Origin of the sequence: Microtetraspora malaysiensis (genome assembly GCF_050947145.1) — a bacterium.
GTDB classification, from domain to species: Bacteria; Actinomycetota; Actinomycetes; order Streptosporangiales; family Streptosporangiaceae; genus Microtetraspora_A; species Microtetraspora_A malaysiensis.
This window is the reverse complement of sequence record NZ_CP191998.1, coordinates 2,157,122-2,174,002: the sequence shown is the minus strand read 5'-3', so window position 1 is coordinate 2,174,002 and position 16,881 is coordinate 2,157,122. Positions and strand designations below refer to the sequence as shown.

The 16,881-nt window shown below is 72.8% G+C and carries 15 protein-coding genes; 7 read left to right on the top strand and 8 right to left on the bottom strand.

The genetic code is table 11. The features are described from left to right. Window positions 1-16: 16 nt before the first annotated feature. Both ACQP1V_RS10565 and ACQP1V_RS10560 read right to left on the bottom strand, forming a co-directional pair. Window positions 17-3,793, bottom strand: coding sequence for a DNA polymerase III subunit alpha (locus ACQP1V_RS10565; protein WP_433421467.1), 3,777 nt, complete (start codon window positions 3,791-3,793; stop codon window positions 17-19). After that, window positions 3,793-4,059 (bottom strand): DUF6504 family protein, encoded by a 267-nt coding sequence (locus tag ACQP1V_RS10560; RefSeq protein WP_084259575.1) that lies wholly within the window; start codon window positions 4,057-4,059, stop codon window positions 3,793-3,795. Before ACQP1V_RS10560 ends, ACQP1V_RS10565 begins: the two co-directional genes overlap by 1 nt. A 247-nt stretch (window positions 4,060-4,306) precedes the next feature. On the opposite strand from ACQP1V_RS10560, the gene ACQP1V_RS10555 reads away from it, so the two are divergent. Genes ACQP1V_RS10555 through ACQP1V_RS10540 form a run of 4 tightly spaced genes read left to right on the top strand, consistent with a single transcriptional unit; the run spans window position 4,307 to window position 8,248 of the window. Further along, the gene (locus ACQP1V_RS10555) at window positions 4,307-5,449 is read left to right on the top strand and encodes an ABC transporter substrate-binding protein (protein WP_387416504.1); all 1,143 of its coding nucleotides are present in this window, start codon (window positions 4,307-4,309) and stop codon (window positions 5,447-5,449) included. Beyond that, a complete protein-coding gene (locus ACQP1V_RS10550) occupies window positions 5,446-6,309 on the top strand; it encodes an ABC transporter permease (RefSeq protein WP_387416503.1) in 864 nt (287 codons plus the stop codon). Before ACQP1V_RS10555 ends, ACQP1V_RS10550 begins: the two co-directional genes overlap by 4 nt. Beyond that, window positions 6,297-7,148, top strand: coding sequence for an ABC transporter permease (locus tag ACQP1V_RS10545; protein ID WP_387416502.1), 852 nt, complete (start codon window positions 6,297-6,299; stop codon window positions 7,146-7,148). The genes ACQP1V_RS10550 and ACQP1V_RS10545 overlap by 13 nt, the downstream gene beginning before the upstream one ends. After that, window positions 7,145-8,248, top strand: coding sequence for an ABC transporter ATP-binding protein (locus ACQP1V_RS10540; protein ID WP_433421462.1), 1,104 nt, complete (start codon window positions 7,145-7,147; stop codon window positions 8,246-8,248). Before ACQP1V_RS10545 ends, ACQP1V_RS10540 begins: the two co-directional genes overlap by 4 nt. A 63-nt stretch (window positions 8,249-8,311) precedes the next feature. Here the strand turns inward: ACQP1V_RS10540 and ACQP1V_RS10535 are convergent, their stop codons facing one another. After that, the gene (locus tag ACQP1V_RS10535) at window positions 8,312-8,590 is read right to left on the bottom strand and encodes a hypothetical protein (RefSeq protein WP_067141165.1); all 279 of its coding nucleotides are present in this window, start codon (window positions 8,588-8,590) and stop codon (window positions 8,312-8,314) included. Between the two features lie 265 nt (window positions 8,591-8,855). On the opposite strand from ACQP1V_RS10535, the gene ACQP1V_RS10530 reads away from it, so the two are divergent. Beyond that, window positions 8,856-9,815 (top strand): quinone oxidoreductase family protein, encoded by a 960-nt coding sequence (locus tag ACQP1V_RS10530; RefSeq protein WP_433421459.1) that lies wholly within the window; start codon window positions 8,856-8,858, stop codon window positions 9,813-9,815. On the opposite strand, the gene ACQP1V_RS10525 is transcribed toward ACQP1V_RS10530, so the two are convergent. The 4 genes from ACQP1V_RS10525 to ACQP1V_RS10510 all read right to left on the bottom strand — a co-directional run bounded on the left by ACQP1V_RS10525 (window position 9,805) and on the right by ACQP1V_RS10510 (window position 13,708). Further along, entirely contained in the window at window positions 9,805-10,917 is a 1,113-nt protein-coding gene (locus tag ACQP1V_RS10525; RefSeq protein ID WP_433421456.1) for a PucR family transcriptional regulator, read from the bottom strand. The two genes, ACQP1V_RS10530 and ACQP1V_RS10525, sit on opposite strands and share 11 nt — an antisense overlap. Beyond that, the gene (locus ACQP1V_RS10520; protein WP_433421454.1) at window positions 10,917-11,717 is read right to left on the bottom strand and encodes an ABC transporter permease; all 801 of its coding nucleotides are present in this window, start codon (window positions 11,715-11,717) and stop codon (window positions 10,917-10,919) included. Before ACQP1V_RS10520 ends, ACQP1V_RS10525 begins: the two co-directional genes overlap by 1 nt. Further along, complete coding sequence (locus tag ACQP1V_RS10515) at window positions 11,698-12,621, bottom strand: ABC transporter ATP-binding protein (protein ID WP_387416497.1); 924 nt, start codon at window positions 12,619-12,621, stop codon at window positions 11,698-11,700. Before ACQP1V_RS10515 ends, ACQP1V_RS10520 begins: the two co-directional genes overlap by 20 nt. A 118-nt stretch (window positions 12,622-12,739) precedes the next feature. Then, window positions 12,740-13,708 carry a cobalamin biosynthesis protein gene (locus tag ACQP1V_RS10510; protein ID WP_433421451.1) on the bottom strand — a complete coding sequence of 323 codons (969 nt, stop codon included), beginning with the start codon at window positions 13,706-13,708 and terminating at the stop codon, window positions 12,740-12,742. A 254-nt stretch (window positions 13,709-13,962) separates the two neighbouring features. Between ACQP1V_RS10510 and ACQP1V_RS10505 the strand changes: the two genes are divergently transcribed. Further along, complete coding sequence (locus ACQP1V_RS10505) at window positions 13,963-15,012, top strand: hypothetical protein (RefSeq protein ID WP_433421448.1); 1,050 nt, start codon at window positions 13,963-13,965, stop codon at window positions 15,010-15,012. Between the two features lie 76 nt (window positions 15,013-15,088). Continuing rightward, on the top strand, window positions 15,089-15,850 hold the full coding sequence (locus ACQP1V_RS10500) for a Mut7-C RNAse domain-containing protein (protein ID WP_433421446.1): 762 nt from the start codon (window positions 15,089-15,091) through the stop codon (window positions 15,848-15,850). A 28-nt stretch (window positions 15,851-15,878) separates the two neighbouring features. Here ACQP1V_RS10500 and ACQP1V_RS10495 read toward each other — a convergent pair whose 3' ends face one another. Continuing rightward, window positions 15,879-16,868, bottom strand: coding sequence for a cytochrome d ubiquinol oxidase subunit II (locus tag ACQP1V_RS10495; RefSeq protein ID WP_433421443.1), 990 nt, complete (start codon window positions 16,866-16,868; stop codon window positions 15,879-15,881). Window positions 16,869-16,881 lie beyond the last annotated feature (13 nt).

The following is a 16,881-nucleotide window of genomic DNA, read 5'->3' as shown; positions in this document are numbered from 1 at the left end:
CGGGCGACGCGGACCGTCACCGCCTGCGCGTGCGGGTGGGCCCGGAGCTGCCGGAGCTCGCGTGCCAGAGCCGCCGCTGGGGCTCGGTGGGATGGGCCAGGAAGGCCGCGGCGTCGCGCACGCCCGGGGCCGGCCCGATGTCGGAGTAGGGCGAGAGCCGGTAGCCGTTGCCGTACTCGATGGGGCGGCCGCCGACGCCGCCGTCGGGCTCCGGCGTCTCGTCCAGCAGGGCGCGTACGGCGTCGACGCCTCCGCGCGGCGGCGGCGCGCGCCACAGCTCGTCGAGATCGACGAGGTTCCAGCAGTTCAGGGCGCGCAGCGAGACGGCCCGCGCGCCGGTCCGCCGGACCACCCCCCGCGCGACCAGCAGCCACGACCCGAACACGGTCGCCGCCGTGTGTGCCTGCACCGACTCGAAGAACGTCAGGTCGATCGGTCCGGTGGAGTCGTCGAGGGTGAGGAAGATGACCCGCTGTCCCGACCGCACGGCGGGCGTCTGGGTCGCCACCTTGACCCCGGCGACCAGGATCTCGGCGCCGTTGCGCTGCCGCAGCAGGTCTCTCGCCCGGACGACGCCGATCGCGTCGAGCAGCTCGTCGTGGAAGCCGATCACGTGCCGGCTGACGTCCATGCCGAGGACGGCGAGCTCGGCCTCGACCACCTCGGCCTCGGTCATCTCCGGCAGCTCGCCCGGGGTGACCCGTTCGGCGAACGCCATCGGGAGCTGCACCGCCGCCGTGTCGCCCTTGGCCGCCACGCCGGCCGCCGACGAGCGGTCGAGCGCGCCCACCTGGGCGATCAGGTCCCGCCTGGTCAGGCGGCCCGGCCGCCATCGGGGGCCGCCGGGGCGCAGGCCGTACATCGTGTCGAGGCCGCCGACCTCGACGATCCGCTCCGCGACCGGCCGGGACGGGCGGGCCCGCTCCCAGAAGTCGGCCACCGACGTGTACGGCTGGCCGGCGACCATCCGGTCGATCTCGGCCTCGCTGACCCCGCGTACCGCGGAGAACGGCACGCGCAGGGCGTAGCCCCGGCCGAACCCTCCGGTCCCCCCGTCGGGCCCGCCGTCGACGCCACTACCGACGCCGCTGTCGACACCACTGCCGAGATCGACGTCCTGCCGCCGCGGGCCCAGGTCGCCGGGCCGGACGCGGAGGGTCAGCGGCTTTCCCGTCGACTCCCCCGTCAGCTCCTCCGTCGACTCCCCCGTCAGCTCCCCCGTCGCCGCCGCCTCGCCGTACGGCTCTTCGGGAGCCGGTCCGGCCGGCTCGCCGCCGGTCTTCTCGACCCGCCAGTGCCGGCCGGAGTGGTTGACGTCCAGAGCCAGGATCCCGACGCCGCACCGGCGGGCCTCGTCGAGGATCACCCGGCTCGGATACATGCCCGGCTCGTGGGTGAGCACGCCCGCCAGGAAGGCGGCCGCGTGATGCCGCTTCAGCCACGCCGACTGGTAGGTCGGCAGCGCGAACGCCGCCGCGTGCGCCTTGCAGAACCCGAACGCGCCGAACGCGTCGAGGACCTTCCACGCCTTCTCCACCGTGGCAGGGTCGAACCCCCTCTCCGCGGCCAGCGGCACGAACCAGTCGTGGACCGCCTCCCTGCCCTCCGGCGTGCCGAGGGCGCGGCGGGCCTGCTCCGCCTCCGACAGCCCGCAGCCGGTCATGACGTCGACGACCTTCAGCACCTGCTCGTGGAAGACGACCACGCCGTGGGTCTCCCGCAGCGCCCCGCGCAGCTCCTCGTGCGCGTACGACGGCCGCCGGAAGCCGTGCCTGGCCTCCAGGTACGGCGTGACCATGTCGGAGTTGACCGGGCCCGGCCGGAACAGCGAGATGTCCACGATCAGGTCGTGCATCGTGCGCGGCTCCAGCTTGGCGACCAGCTCGCGCTGGCCGGGCGACTCGATCTGGAAGCAGCCGATCGTGTGGCCCGAGCAGATCATGTCGTAGGTGTCCACGTCGTCGCGCGGGACGGCGTCCAGGTCGACCCGCACGCCGTCGACCCGCTCGATCTCGTCCAGCGCGTGGGCCATCGCGGACTGCATCCGCACGCCGAGCACGTCCAGCTTGAGCAGGCCCGCCTCCTCGACGTCGTCCTTGTCGAACTGCGACATCGGGAAGTCGAGCATGCTGCGCTCCACCGGCGTGCGGTCGCGCAGCGCCGCGTTGCCGACCAGCACGCCGCACGGATGCAGCGCGATGTGCCGGGGCAGCCCGTCGAGCTTCTCCGCGAGCCGGAACACGGTCTCCAGCGACCGGTCGTTCAGGCCGCTGTCGCGCAATTCGGGGAGGTCGGCCAGGGCGGCCCGGATCTGCTTGGCGCGGATGTGCGGGAACGCCTTCGCGATGGCGTCGATCTCGTGCGGGGGCAGCCCCATGGCGGAGCCGACGTCCCTGATCGCGCTGCGCGCCCGGTAGGTCTCCATCATGGAGACGCAGGCCACCTGGGCCTCGCCGTACCGGCCGAGGATGGCGCGGTAGCAGTCGAGCCGGCGCGCGGACTCGACGTCCACGTCGATGTCCGGCAGGCCGCGGCGGCCCTCGGACAGGAAGCGCTCCATGAGCAGGCCGTGTTCGAGGGGATTCACCTCGCCGATGCCGGCGAGGTAGTTGACCAGGCTGCCCGCGCCGGAGCCGCGGACCGCGCAGCGCACCCCCATGCCGCGGATCATGTCGGTGATGTCGGCCACCGCGACGAAGTAGCCGGACAGCCGCTTCCGCTCGATGATGTCCAGCTCGGCGGTGAGCCGCTCCCTGGCTTCTTTCGACCGTTCCATCCCCCGGCGGCGCAGCCCCTCCTCGCAGCGGCTCCGCAGCATCGGGACCGGGTCGCCGCCGACCTCGGGCAGGTGCGGCGCGCCCGGCGGGTCGGACAGCAGCGGGACGATCTCGACCGGGTCGAGCGCACACCGCTCCGCCACGCGGCGCGTCTCCGCCAGGAGCCGGGCCATCCGGCTCCGGTCGCCGCCGCAGACCCGCTCCGCCACCCGGGCCATCTCCTCACCGCTCTTGAGGTACGCCTGGGAGGACTGCTCCAGGTGCCGGGCGTGCAGCGGCGCGAGCCGGCGCGCGGCGTCCAGCACGTTGCCGACCTGGTGGTCGTCGGGGTCGAGGTGGCGCACCGCGTTGGTCAGCACGGCGGGGAGGCCCGCCCAGTCGGCCAGGCCGAGCATCCGGGCGGCGACGTTCGCGTCGCGGTAGCCGTAATGGTCGGCCACCTCGACCACGACGTCGGGCGCCGCGGCGCGCCAGTCGGCCAGCAACGCCCGCGCCTCCTCGTCGCGCTGCCCGGCCGCCGCGCGGCCGACGTCGGACCTGGGCCCGAGCAGCACCACCAGCCGGGGCTCGCCCGCGGGCCCGCGCGCGTGCTCGGCGAGCATCTCGCGCGTCACGTACGGCTCGCCACGCTCGCCCGCGTGGTGGGCGGCGGTGACGAGGCGGCACAGGGGGCCCCAGCCGTCCGCGCGGGCCAGGACGACGACCCGCCGCTCGTCGTCGCCCGCCGGGCCGTCGCCCCGGGTCTCCCCGGCGTCGCCGTGGACGCCCGCGCGCCCGCCGCGCGCCGCACGGTGGTCGTGGGCGCGCAGGACCAGGTCGACGCCGGCGATGGGGGCGAGCCCCTCGGCGTGGCATGCCTGGATGTGCTTGATCACGCCGTAGAGGCCGTCGCGGTCGGTCAGTGCGAGGGTGTCCATGCCGTGGGCCGCCGCGCGCGCGACCAGGGCGGGCGGGAAGGCCGTGCCGTACCGGAGGGAGTAGGCCGAGGCCACGTGGAGATGGACGAAGGAGGCCATCAGTCCCACGCCCTCAGCAGCAGCCAGCCGCGGCTCGCGGTGTCGAAGCGCAGCTCGTAGGTCCCGACGCCGGGGCCCATGCCGGCCTCGACCCGCCAGAACCGCCGCTCACCCGGGTCGGCGTCGGAGGTCTTCCACCACTCGCGGGCCACCACCCAGTGATCCTGGACCTGGCGGATCGCGTAGAGACGGTCGCGCCAGACGAACTGGGCGGGCCGGCCGTCCCTGACCCACACCTCGATCGGATCGCCGTAAAGTCTGCTCAAGATGGATCTTCCCCCCATGGTCGGCACCCGGGGGAAGGCGGGCGCTACGTACTACCTTCGAACATATGTTCTCAGAAGATCGACCGCAACCCGGTCGGGGGGAACGCGCCGCGACCCGTTCACAAAGCGCCATCATCTCGGGCCCTTCTGTTCACCAAAGCGCAATCTGCCCAGGGCTAACTGGGTTTGCTCAGTTACATCGGGTTCGCCCATGTTCGATTCATGTACGACAGCGGGAGACAAAAGCGTGTCTGCACGCATCGCCGGCCTCGTGGCCACCCTGTCCCTGGCCATCCCCTTGAGCGCGGCCTGCGGAGCCGCACCCGCCGAGAACACGTCCTCCGGAGGACCCGACGCGAAGGCCGCCACCTCCGTCGCCGACTTCGGCGGGATGGACAAGCTGGTTGAGGCCGCCAAGAAGGAAGGCAAGCTCAACGTCATCGCGCTGCCCCGCGACTGGGCGAACTACGGGGAACTCCTCGACACCTTCTCGAGCAAGTACGGCATCACGATCACCAGCGACAACCCCGACGGCTCCAGCTCGGACGAGATCAACGCGGTGAAGACGCTCAAGGGCCAGGACCGCGCCCCCGACGTGCTCGACCTCGGCCAGTCCTTCGCCCTGAGCGGCGCCCAGGAGGGCCTGTTCGCGCCGTACAAGGTGCAGACGTGGGACAAGATCCCCGACGGCCAGAAGGCCGCGGACGGCGGCTGGGTCAACGACTACGGCGGCTACGTCTCGATCGGCTGCGACGCCAAGAGGGTGCCGAACTGCCCCCAGACGTACGCCGACCTGCTCAAGCCCGAGTACAAGGGCAAGGTCGCCCTGAACGGCGACCCGACCAAGGCGGGCGCGGCCTTCGCCGGGGTCTACGCCGCGGCTCTGGCCGACGGCGGCTCGTTCGACGACATCCAGCCGGGCCTGGAGTTCTTCAAGAAGCTCAAGGCCGCCGGCAACTTCAACCCCGTCGAGTCCACCCCGGCCACCGTCCAGAACGGTGAGACGCCGATCAGCATCGACTGGGACTACCTCAACGCCGGGTACGCCGACCAGTTCGCGGACAAGGGCGTCGACTGGAAGGTCGTCGTGCCGAGCGACGGCAAGTACTCGCAGTTCTACGCGCAGGCCGTCAACAAGGACGCGCCGCACCCGGCGGCCGCCCGCCTGTGGCAGGAGTTCCTCTTCAGCGCCGAGGGCCAGAACCTCTACCTCAAGGGCTACGCCCGCGCGGTCCTGCTGCCCGCGATGCAGACCGACGGCACGGCCGACGCCGCCGTCGTGGCCAAGCTCCCCGCGGTCGAGGGAACGCCCACGTTCGCGAGCGAGGCCCAGATCAACAAGGCCAAGGAAACCCTCGCCTCCGGCTGGGGCGCCGCGGTCTCCGGATGAGCCGTCCCGTAAGTACGGCTTCCGTCCCGGTGCCGGGCCGGAACCGTAAAAGATCGAGGGGATGGATCGCGACGGCGCCGCTGCTGGCGTTCGTCGCGGTCGTCTTCGGCGCGCCGCTGGTCGTGCTGCTCGGCGGCACGTTCGTCCGCCAGGGGCGGTTCACCGGCGAGAACCTGGCCGAGTCGCTGCAGGGGGCCTATCTCACCGCGCTGATCGGGAGCGTGAAGCTGTCGGCGACGGTCGCGGTGCTCGGCACGGTCCTCGGCGTCTTCCTCGCCCAGGCCGTGGTCGCCTCCCGGCTGCGCCAGGCCGTTCTCACGGCGTCGGGCGTCCTGGCGAACTTCGGCGGGGTGCCGCTGGCGTTCGCCTGGATCGCCACGCTGGGCAACTCCGGCGTCGTCACCCGCGCCCTCGGGCTCGGCGAGCACGGGTGGAGCCTCTACAACTTCTGGGGACTCACCCTGGTCTACCTGTATTTCTCCGTCCCGCTGACGGTTCTCGTCGTCACCCCCGCCCTGGACGGCCTGCGGCCGCAGTGGCGCGAGGCCGCGCTGAACAACGGCGCCTCGGCCTGGCAGTACTGGCGGTATGTGGGCGTGCCCGTGCTCGCGCCGTCACTGCTCGGCGCGGTGGTGCTCCTGTTCGGCAGCGCCTTCGCCGCCTACGCCACGGCCGCGGCGATGGTCGGCACGACGGTGCCGCTGGTCACCCTCCAGATCGCCAACGCGCTGACCGGCAACGTCCTCATCGGCCACGAGAACGTGGCACTCGCGCTCAGCCTCGACATGATCGTGGTCGCCGGGCTGGTCATGGCCGTCTACCTGCCGCTGCAACGGAGGAGCGCCCGATGGCTGCGCTGACCCCGGCCCCGATCGCCGGGGACGCGTCCTCCGCCCCCGGGCGCAAGGAACGGCCGCGGGCCTGGCGCGTGGTCGTGCTGGCGCTGGCCGCGGTGTACTTCCTGGTGCCGATGGCCGCCTCGTTCTGGTTCACGGTGGACGACCCCCAGGGCTTCAGCCTCGACGCCTACGGCCAGATCTTCTCGGCTCCCGGGTTCGCCTCCAGCCTGCTGCTGTCGCTGGCGCTGGCGGTGGCGACCATCGCGGTCGTCCTGCTGCTCGCCCTGCCGGCCATGCTGGCCGTACGGCTGGGCGCGCCGCGGCTGCGGCCGGTCCTGGAAGTGGTGTGTACGCTGCCGCTCGTCGTCCCGCCGATCACGTTCGTCGCGGGGATCGGCACCGTGCTGCGGTTCGGGCCGGAATATCTGGCCACAACCCCCTTCTACCAAACGATCATCGCCTTGCAGAACCCGGATTTCCCCGTGGTGCTCGTGCTCGCGTACGTGGTGCTCGCCCTGCCCTACGTCTACCGCTCACTGGACGCGGGGCTGCGCGCGATCGACGTGCGCACGCTCGTGGAGGCGGCGCGCAACTGCGGGGCCTCCTGGCCGCACGTCATGTTCCGGGTGATCGTCCCGAACCTGCGCTCGGCCCTGGCCGGCGCGTCGTTCCTCACGCTGGCACTGGTACTCGGGGAGTTCACCGTCGCGCGGCTGCTCAGCTTCCAGCCGTTCCCGGTGTGGATCGTCTACATCTCCGGCTCGCAGGCCCAGGTGTCGGTCGCCGTCTCGCTGTTCAGCCTGCTGCTCACCTGGCTGGTTCTGCTCGCCGTCTCCCTCGCAGGAAGGAATCGATCATGACCGCGCCCGTCACCGGGGCCACCGGCGAAGCCGTCACGGAGGCCGCCGCCGGAGCCAGGGTGGAGCTTCGCGGGCTGCACCGGCGTTTCGGCGGCACCGTCGCCCTCGACGGCCTGGACCTCGCCGCCGAGCCCGGCGAACTGCTCGCCCTGCTCGGCCCGTCCGGATGCGGCAAGACCACCGCTCTGCGGTGCGTCGCCGGGTTCGAGCACCCCGACGAGGGAGCGGTCCTCATCGACGGCCGGGACATCACCGGCGTGCCCGCCAACCGGCGCGACGCCGGAATGGTGTTCCAGTCCTACAGCCTCTTCCCGAACCTCAACGCCCGGGACAACGTGGCCTTCGGCCTGCGCGTACGCAAGGTCGCGGCGGCCAAACGGCACGCCAGGGCGCAGGAGCTGCTGGAGCTGGTCGGCCTCCCCACCGTCGGCGAGCGGTACCCGCACCAGCTCTCCGGCGGGCAGCAGCAGCGCGTCGCCATCGCGAGGGCGCTCGCGCTCGAACCGCGGGTGCTGCTGCTCGACGAGCCGCTGTCCGCCCTGGACGCCAAGGTCCGCGGCGCGCTCCGTGAGGAGATCCGCCGGCTCCAGCTCTCCCTCGGCATCACGACGATCTTCGTGACGCACGACCAGGAGGAGGCGCTGTCGGTCGCCGACCGGGTGGCCGTGCTCCGCGCGGGACGCCTGGAGCAGGTCGCCGCCCCGGCCACGCTGTACGACCGGCCGGCCACGCCGTTCGTCGCCGAGTTCGTCGGCACGATGAACCACGTCCCCGGGGCCGCCTCGGGCGAGCGGGTGACGGTGCTGGGACAGACGCTGCCCGTAGACGGACCGCCCGTCCACGGGCCGGTCGACGTGCTCGTCCGGCCCGAGGCGGTGCTCGCCACCCCCTCGGCCGAGGGCACGGCCACGGTGGTCGCCTCCTCCTTCCGCGGCTCGATCGCGCGCCTGCGCGTCCAGCTCGCGGACGGCGCGGAGCTGCTCGCCGATGTGCCCGGCCACGACTCCGTCCGGCTCGCGCCCGGCGTCACCGTGACCGTCGCCTTCGTCGACCGCCCCGTCCTGGTGTCGGCCGCCGAGCTCGAGGGCGCCGACTCCTAGCCGGCTCCTGGCCGGCTCCTAGCGGCGGTACATCTGTTTCCCGCGCCGCATGCGTTCAGCCGGTCACCTGGTCAGGACCATCAGCGTGAAGAAGCCGGTGTATTCGCAGAAGTACGACAGGTACGTCCCCTTCTTTCGCAGTTCCTCGCCCTTCGCCTTGCACTTCGCCTCGGACGAGTAATCGCCGTACTTGATCCATGTGGACGCGAGGGCGACCGAGGTGCTCGACGTGCCGGAGCCGGTGACCGCGGCCTCGGCGGGTGCCGCCAGCGCGGAACCCGCCGTCGCCAGGGTGACCGCCGCGAGCGACGTCGCGGCCAATCTGGTGAGCTTGTTCGACATGAGCTGTCCCTTCGGGGTGGGGATCTGCCGTTCCCGGCGAGGCGGGACCCCGCCGCACCGGAATCATGATCATAATCACAATGGTGACCATAGGTACAGACCACTTACAGACCACTTGACCCGGCTCGACGTCGACGCTCGTGGTGGACCGGATCCGGATGCCCGGGAGATCCTCGAGTTGACCTGGGTCTTCCGGGCGGCGGGAACAAGGGGTGACGGCGCGGGGGTTGGGCACGAGCAAGGAAGTCTCGCAACGGGAGTTTTCATGCGTGCCATAGTCGTCTCCGCCCCGGGTGACTCCTCCGTCCTGGAGTACGCCGAGCGGCCTGATCCGGCGCCCGGCCCGGGCGAGGTGCTCGTCCAGGTCGCGGCGAGCGGCGTCAACTTCATCGACGTCTACCACCGGCAGGGGCGCTACCCGCTTCCGCTGCCGTTCGTCCCCGGTTCCGAGGGGGCGGGCACGGTCATCGCGACCGGGGAGGGCGTGACCGACCTGGTCGTGGGCGACGCCGTCGGCTGGGCGAACGCGCTCGGCAGTTACGCCACGCGCGCGGTGGTCCCGGCCGACCAGGCGGTGCCGCTCCCCCGTGGCCTCTCACCCGAGCTCGCGGCCGCCGTGCTGCTCCAGGGGCTGACCGCCCACTACCTGACCCACTCGGTGTACGCGGTGCGACCGGGAGACGACGTGCTGGTCCACGCGGCGGCCGGCGGCGTGGGGCTGCTGCTCACCCAGATGGCCAAGCTGCTCGGCGCCCGGGTGATCGGCACCGTCTCCACCGAGGCGAAGGAGAAGCTGGCCCGGGAGGCGGGCGCCGACGAGGTGCTGCGCTACGAGAACTTCAGCGAGGCGGTCCACGAGATCACCGGTGCGGGCGTCCACGTCGTCTACGACGGCGTCGGCGCGTCCACGTTCGACGGCTCGCTGGCGTCGCTGCGCCCGCGCGGCATGATGGCCCTGTACGGCGCGGCCAGCGGCCCGGTCCCGCCGGTCGACCCGCAGCGGTTGAACCTGGGCGGCTCGCTGTTCCTGACCCGGCCGACGCTCGGCCACTACGTCGCGACGCGCGAGGAGCTGCTCGGGCGGGCGGGCGAGCTGCTCGGCTGGGTGGCCTCGGGGGCGCTCAAGGTGCACATCACCGGGCGCTACCCGCTGGCCGAGGCACGCCGGGCGCACGACGACCTGGAGGCCCGCCGCACGACCGGCAAGCTCCTGCTCATCCCCTGAGCCCGAAGGGGCCGTGCCGCCCGTCGGATCCCGCCTGGCCGTCGAGGGGACGGGCGGGCCAGTCGAGCAGCCGCGCCCCGAGCACCGCGGTCTCCAGGGTGAACCGCTGCGTGGGGTCGACCGGGGAGAAGCCGGTGAGCCTGCGCACCCGCTCCAGCCGGTAGGTGACGGCCCGGGTGCTGACGCCGAGCCGGCGCGCGGCGGCCGTGTGGTTCCCGTGGGACGCGAACACGGCCTCCAGGGTGGAAAGCAGCGGCTCCGGTCCGCCGCGCGCCGCTTCCAGCGGGCCGAGCACGGTGCCGACCAGGTCCACGATCGCGCCGTGGTCGCGCAGCAGCACAGGGAAGACCAGCAGGTCGGTCGCCTTGAGCACCTGCGCGCGCAGGCCGAGCCGCTCACCGAGGTCGATCGCGCCGACCGCCTCCCGGTACGACGTGACGATGCCGCCCGGCCCGTGGTGCGGCCGCCCGACACCGGCCCGCCACGCCTCGAGCGACGACCGCACCTGGTGGGTGAACTCCCCCGTCGCCGCCGCCAGCGAGGCGGGCGCGGCGCAGACCAGCATGCCGTCGCGCCCGGCGACGAGGATGTTGTGCGAGCCGAACCTCGCCACCAGCGCCCGCTCGATCCGCCTGACCACGGGGGCGTCCGGCGGCAGCGGGTCCGCCGCCCGCACCACGGTCACGGTGTACGCCTCGGCCAGGCGGAGCCCGAAGTGCTCGGCCTGCCGCGCGTCCGCCCGGCCCTGGAGCAGGTCGTCCACGAACTCCCGGCGCGCCCCCTCCTCCGTGGCGATGGCCGTGAGGTGGGCTTCCTCGTATCCCTCGGCGAAGGCCGAGAGGCCGCGCCGTACGGCTCCTAAGACCGCGGCGGTCCCCGGTGTCGCCTGCGTCAGCTCGGCGACGAGGAGGCAGGCGTCGGCGAGGGCGCGCAGCGGGACCCCGCGCTCGGCGGCGAGCGTGCCGCACGCCCTGAGCGCGTCCGTCTCCGCGCGGTCGGGGAGCCGACCGGTGGCGACGGACGCCGCCAGCGCGGAAAGGTACCCGCCGAGCAGGTCGGCGGGTACCCCGGTCGCCTCGCTCACCCGAACGAGCACGTCCATCAGACTCCTACGTCACGCCGGTCGAACGTGAGGACGGCCACCGCGAGAAGCACGGCCGTCGCGGCCAGCAGGACAAGATAGTCGCCCACCGGCCAGCCCTGATAGATGGGCCTGCCGTCCAGGAAGTAGTGGAACGGCGAGATCACGCGGAGCCAGGAGATCGCGTCCACGCTCCTGCCGAGCGTCTCGACGACGTACCCGCCGATCGCGTAGACCGCGGTCACCGCCAGGGCGAGCGCCTTGCTCCCGACGGCCGCGCCCAGCGTGAGCGCCAGCGTGCCGAAGAACAGGACCAGCAGGTACAGCCCGGCGTGCGCGGCGGCGACGCGCCCGATCGGCACGCCCATGTCATGGACTGCCGACATGACGGCGATCACGAGGAAGGTCGCGAGCCCGACGCCCAGCAGGCCGAGGGCGAGCGCGGCGAACCGTCCGAGGATGAGCCGCCGCCGGCTGATCGGCAGGGTGAGGACCAGCTCCAGCGTGCCGGACTCCTCCGGCACGGCGACGGCCCGGTTGCCGAGCACCGCCGCGCACATGATCAGCATCATGGGGCCGAACAGCTGGTACGCGATGACCTGGAGGAATCCGGCGCCGGTGGCCAGGTCGGCCAGCCCGCCCATGAGGTCCTTGAGCGCGCCCGGATACTTGGCCAGCGCGGCCTTCTCGTAGAGGTCCGGGTTCGCCGCGATGCTGTCGTAGATCGACAGGTAGAGCAGGAGGAACGCACAGACCCCGATGGTCCAGCCGATGAGCGCCCTGCGGTAGTCGCCCAGGGTCTTACGCACGAGCGCGGACATGCCCGGCCTCCTCGTCACCGTGCTCTTCCTCGCTGTAATAGGTGAGGAAGATCTCCTCCAGGTCGGGCTCCGAGCTGACCATGTGGACGACGGTGAATCGCGCCGCCGCCTTGATCAGCGCGTCGGGGCGGCCGTCGATGGTGCAGCGCAGGTTCGCGCCCTCGACGACCAGGTCCCGCACGCCCGGCAGGTTCTCGAACGCCTCCCGGGGGACCGGCGCGTCGAAGTGGAACTCGACTTTCCTGACCGCCCGCTCCCTGAGCGCGGCGACGTCCTCGACCGCGACCAGGCGGCCCGAGCGGACGATGCCGACCCGGTCGGAGACGTGCTCCACCTCGGCCAGGACGTGCGAGGACATCAGGACGCTGCGGCCCTCGCGCCTGACCTCGCGGACCATGGCGAGGAACTCCTGCTGGACGAGGGGGTCGAGGCCGCTCGTCGGCTCGTCGAGGATGAGCAGCTCGGGCTCGTGCATGAACGCCTGGATGAGGCCGATCTTCTGCTTGTTACCCTTGGAGAGCTCGCCCATCCGGGCCGACAGGTCGGCCTCCAGCCGCTCGGCGAGCTCCTCGATGCGGCGGCGCGACGGCCCGCCGCGTACCGCTGCCATGAACTCGAGGTAGGCGCCCGCCTTCTCGCGGCCCTCCACGGCCAGCTCGCCGGGCAGGTAGCCGATCCTGGCCCGCGCCCGGCTGTCGCGCGGATCGAGGCCGAGGACGACGGCCCGGCCCGACGTCGGCCTGATCACGTCGAGGAGCAGCCGGATCGTCGTCGTCTTCCCCGCACCGTTGGGGCCGAGATATCCGAAGACCTCGCCCGGCTGGATCTCCAGGTCGAGGTCTTGCAGGCCCCGTCGTTTCCCGTAGAACTTGGTCAGTCCTTCGGTCTGAACAACCGCTGTCATGACCGGAATGGTCCTCCCACGTGCCTCCGGAGGAAATGCCCGTCATCGGATATCTGGCGATCTGTTCCTTTCGCGGTTCCGGCAACCAGCCCCGCTCACCCCGGATCGTGGCCGGGGGTCACCGCGCCGCGCTCGCTCCACGCCGGGCCGCCACCGCCCAGCGGGCCCCGACCCCGAGCGCCGCCGCCGTCCAGGAGACCGCCCGGGCGAGCCGTACGGCACGGCGGATGTCGGGGACGGCGGGCCGCGGCCCGTCCCCCAGCTCGGGCCGCGCTTCGCGCCGCCCGCCGTAGTCGTTCACGCCGCCGAGCCGTACGCCGAGGGCTCCGGCGAAGGCGGCCTCGCACTGGCCGGAGTTGGGGCTCGGGTGGCGGTGCCCGTCCCTCCGCAGCGCGGCCAGCGCCCGGCGGGACGACCCGCGCGCGACCGGGGCGAGGGCGACGGCGAGCAGGCCGGTCAGCCGGGCCGGGGCGAGGTTGGCCGCGTCGTCGAGCCGGGCGGACGCCCAGCCGAACCGCTCGTGGCGCGGGGAGCGGTGTCCCACCATGGCGTCGAGCGTGTTGATCGCCCGGTAGGCGAGCAGGCCGGGCACCCCCGCCACCGCGCCCCAGAAGAGCGGCGCGACGGCGGCGTCGGAGGTGTTCTCCGCGATCGACTCGACCGTGGCCCGCGCCAGCTCCGGCGCGTCCAGCCGGGAGGGATCCCGCCCGCACAGGTGCGGCAGCCGCGCGCGGGCGGCGGCGAGGTCGCCGGACTCCAGGGACGCGGCCATGTGCGCGCCCTCGCGGCCGAGCGTGGTCCCTCCGAGGACCGCCCAGGTGGCGGCGGTGGTGACGGCGGTACGCGCCAGCGGGCGGCCGCGGGTGAGCCGGTCCGCGGCGACCCCGATCCCGGCGACCGCGCCCACGCAGATCGCGGTGAACAGCGTCCCGCGCGCCCGCGAGTCGGCGTATATGCGGTTTTCCAGGGCGGCGACGCGGCCGCCGAAGACGGCGACCGGGTGCCCCTTGCGGGGGTCGCCCACGAGGGCGTCGGCCACGACCCCGAGCGCCATCCCCACGGCGGTGTACCTCTCCGTACGTTTCACGGGGGGAATTGTCTCGTGATCGTGTGGAACGTGACCACCGACCCTCCCGGGAGGGAAACCGGGGGTGGAAGAGTCTATGAAACGCAAAACGACCATGAGTAGAGTCGTTGCAAAACAGTCGTCTTCCCCGTCGCGCATTAATTCGGCTTTGACGGAAAAGCCGAACATTGTCACATTTTTGTCTGACCGGATATGGGGAGCTCGTGAACCGGGATCCTGCGCCCAGTCGCGTATGTGACCATTGCGGGGCAGATATGGGGAGCCTCCCCTCCTGCCCCCGATGCGGCCGTTCCCTGCCCGCTCTCCAGCCGATCCGGCCGCCGGCGGCGGAGCCGTCCGCGGAAGGCCGGCTCTGGTTGTCCCCGGAGACCTCTCCGTACTGGTCTCCCAAGCCGGTACGGCAGCCGGGCCAGGAGACGCCGGGAGGGCCGCGCGCCCCGGAGGGACCGGCGGCACGGGAAGGGCCGCCGCACGCGCCGCAGGAGCGCCGTGCGGCATGGCAAGGGCCGCCGACACACGCGCCGCGGGAACACCATGCGGCCTGGGACCCGCCCGGTCCTCCCACGCCCTTCGAACCCTCGGAACCGTGGCGTCTGCGGAACCGGCGCTGGCCCAAGGTCACTCTGGGCGTCGTCCCGGCGCTGCTCGCGCTCGCGCTCGTGTGGTGGCTGGTCGCCGGGCGGTCCACCGGACCGACTTACCCGGGCCCGCCAACCGGCTCGATCGCCACGGCGAGCCCGGACGCCTCGACGGAGCCGACCTCCTCCTCGCCGACGCCCGGCGAAACGCCGGACAAGACGCCGGACCCCACCACCACGGAGACCGGCACTGAGACCGACGCAGCCGGCGGCTCCGATGAGGAGGCCGGCGGGCAGGCGCGGGCGATCGACACCCTCCTGGCGGGCAGCCACTCCGCGCGCTCGGGGCTGAGCGACGCGATCGCGAGCGTGAGCGGCTGCGACGGCTCCGGCGCGGACACGATCGCGTCCATCACCGGCAGCCGCCGCGAGCAGCTCGCGTCGGCCCGGGACCTCGATGTGTCGTCCCTGTCCGGCGGCGACAACCTCAAGGCGACGCTGATCGAGGCGCTGGACGCCTCGGCGGACGCGGACGCCGCCTTCCTGTCCTGGGCGCGGCGGTACCTGGAGGGCCGCTGCACCGGCCCCGTCACCGGCGACGAGGACTACGTCACGGGCCTCGACCGGTCGGCGGACGCCCAGAACGCCAAGACCCGTTTCGTGGAGCAGTGGCGTCCCGTCGCCACGGCGTTCGGTCTCACGCTCTGGCGGGTCGACCAGATCTGACCGCGCGCTCACCCCCCGGCGGCGGTGCGGGCGGACCGCGCCCTGCCGTACGGGCGGCGGCTGGCATGCTGGGAGCATGACCGGACGGGAGCTGACCGTCACCGTCGCGCCCGAGCTGCGGCTTTTCCTCTCGTCTCGCCTGCGGCGCACGGAAGCGCGGGCCGGATCGGGAGAGTCCGGCGGAAAGGCAGCGGAAGAGACGGCGCTCCCGGTCCCCTACGACGGCACGTCCTCGCTCGGGCACGTGGTCGAGTCGATCGGCGTTCCGCTCACCGAGGTCGGCGCGCTGGTGGTGCAAGGCCGCCCGGTGCCCCCGGCGTACCGGCCCGCGCCGGGCGAGGCCGTACGGGTGCTCGGGGTCGAGCGGCCGCAGCGGGTGCCCTCGTCCCGGTTCCTGCTCGACGTGCACCTGGGCACGCTGGCCCGGCGGCTGCGGGTGGTCGGCGTCGACACGGCGTACCGCAACGACCTGGACGACGACACGCTCATCGAGCGGGCGAACGCCGAGCGGCGGGTGCTGCTGACCCAGGACCGCGGGCTGCTCCGGCGCAGGGCGCTGTGGCTCGGGGCATACGTCCGGGGATCACGGCCGGACGAGCAGCTCGCCGACGTGCTGGAGAGATTCGCGCCGCCGCTGGCCCCGTGGACCCGTTGCACGGCCTGCAACGGGCCGCTGGTCGCGACGGGCAAGGCCGAGGTGGTGCGGAGGCTGCCGCCGGGCACGCGCCGCACCTACGAGACGTTCGCCCGCTGCCCGGCCTGCCACCGGGTCTACTGGCGCGGGGCGCACGGCGACCGCCTGGAGGAGATCATCGCCATGGCGCGCCGAATCGTGTGACTTCGGCCGCGCCCCGGGCGACGCCCGGTCAGTGGGAGTCGTACGGCAGCCGCCGCTGGATGAGGAGCAGCCACCCGATCGACGGCAGGATCAGCAGCGCGCCCACGCCGAGCGCGATCAACAGGAACAGGAGCACCCCGGGTCCGGCCGCCGCCTGCTGGTAAGTGAGGGACGGCGGCAGCATCACGGGGTACTGCGCGAGCGGCCACCCCCACATGACCGCGGTCACCGCGAGCACCGCCGTGAGCCGGACCAGCAGGTACCGGCGTGCCAGGAGCAAGCCGAGCGACGCCAGGCCCATGACGGCGCTGGCCACGACCACGGGCAGCGCGCGATGGGTGAGCCCGGTGAAGAGCCTGGGGGCGTCCAGGCGGAGCACGCCGATGCCGGCCACCGCGATCAGGCCCACCACGATCCCGGAGCCGATCGCCCTGCGCCGGAACCCCTCCGGGTCGAGCCCGGCCCGTACGGCGTCGTCGCACAGATAGACGGCGGCGAGATAGGCGCAGACGCCGACCGCGAGCACTCCGCCGTAGATCGAGGTGGGGTTCAACCAGCTGCCGAGCAGGTTCCCCGCGGCCAGGCCGCGCGGCACCCGGCCCGACGCGATCCCCCCGGCGACCGCGCCCAGGAAGAACGGGGTGAACACCGAGGAGATCGCGAACGCGGCGCCGAAGAGGCGCCGCTGCCACCACTGCGTGCTCACCTTACGGAAGACGAACGCCGAGCCGCGGAAGATGATCCCGAGGGCCGCCCCCGTCAGCGGGATGTAGAGCGTGGACATGACCGCCGCGAACACCGGCGGGAACCCCGTCCACAGGACGACGAGCACGAAGATCAGCCAGACGTGGTTGGCCTCCCAGACCGGCCCGATCGCGTGCTCGATGAGCCGCCGGTTCGCGTGCTCGCGCCCGGCGAGCAGGTCCCACACGCCGCCGCCGAAGTCCGCCCCGGCGAGCAGCGCGTAGAGGGTGATGCCCACCCACAGCACGACCAGCACGATCTGCGCAGTGTCCATCAGGCGTCCATGG

What these genes read in the sequence shown, in the direction of transcription:
- ACQP1V_RS10565 (WP_433421467.1), bottom strand. Translation starts at nt 3,793, where the DNA reads ATGGCCTCCTTCGTCCATCTCCACGTGGCCTCGGCCTACTCCCTCCGG.
- ACQP1V_RS10550 (WP_387416503.1), top strand. Translation starts at nt 5,446, where the DNA reads ATGAGCCGTCCCGTAAGTACGGCTTCCGTCCCGGTGCCGGGCCGGAAC.
- ACQP1V_RS10545 (WP_387416502.1), top strand. Translation starts at nt 6,297, where the DNA reads ATGGCTGCGCTGACCCCGGCCCCGATCGCCGGGGACGCGTCCTCCGCC.
- ACQP1V_RS10540 (WP_433421462.1), top strand. Translation starts at nt 7,145, where the DNA reads ATGACCGCGCCCGTCACCGGGGCCACCGGCGAAGCCGTCACGGAGGCC.
- ACQP1V_RS10535 (WP_067141165.1), bottom strand. Translation starts at nt 8,590, where the DNA reads ATGTCGAACAAGCTCACCAGATTGGCCGCGACGTCGCTCGCGGCGGTC.
- ACQP1V_RS10530 (WP_433421459.1), top strand. Translation starts at nt 8,856, where the DNA reads ATGCGTGCCATAGTCGTCTCCGCCCCGGGTGACTCCTCCGTCCTGGAG.
- ACQP1V_RS10525 (WP_433421456.1), bottom strand. Translation starts at nt 10,917, where the DNA reads ATGGACGTGCTCGTTCGGGTGAGCGAGGCGACCGGGGTACCCGCCGAC.
- ACQP1V_RS10520 (WP_433421454.1), bottom strand. Translation starts at nt 11,717, where the DNA reads ATGTCCGCGCTCGTGCGTAAGACCCTGGGCGACTACCGCAGGGCGCTC.
- ACQP1V_RS10515 (WP_387416497.1), bottom strand. Translation starts at nt 12,621, where the DNA reads ATGACAGCGGTTGTTCAGACCGAAGGACTGACCAAGTTCTACGGGAAA.
- ACQP1V_RS10505 (WP_433421448.1), top strand. Translation starts at nt 13,963, where the DNA reads ATGGGGAGCCTCCCCTCCTGCCCCCGATGCGGCCGTTCCCTGCCCGCT.
- ACQP1V_RS10500 (WP_433421446.1), top strand. Translation starts at nt 15,089, where the DNA reads ATGACCGGACGGGAGCTGACCGTCACCGTCGCGCCCGAGCTGCGGCTT.
- ACQP1V_RS10495 (WP_433421443.1), bottom strand. Translation starts at nt 16,868, where the DNA reads ATGGACACTGCGCAGATCGTGCTGGTCGTGCTGTGGGTGGGCATCACC.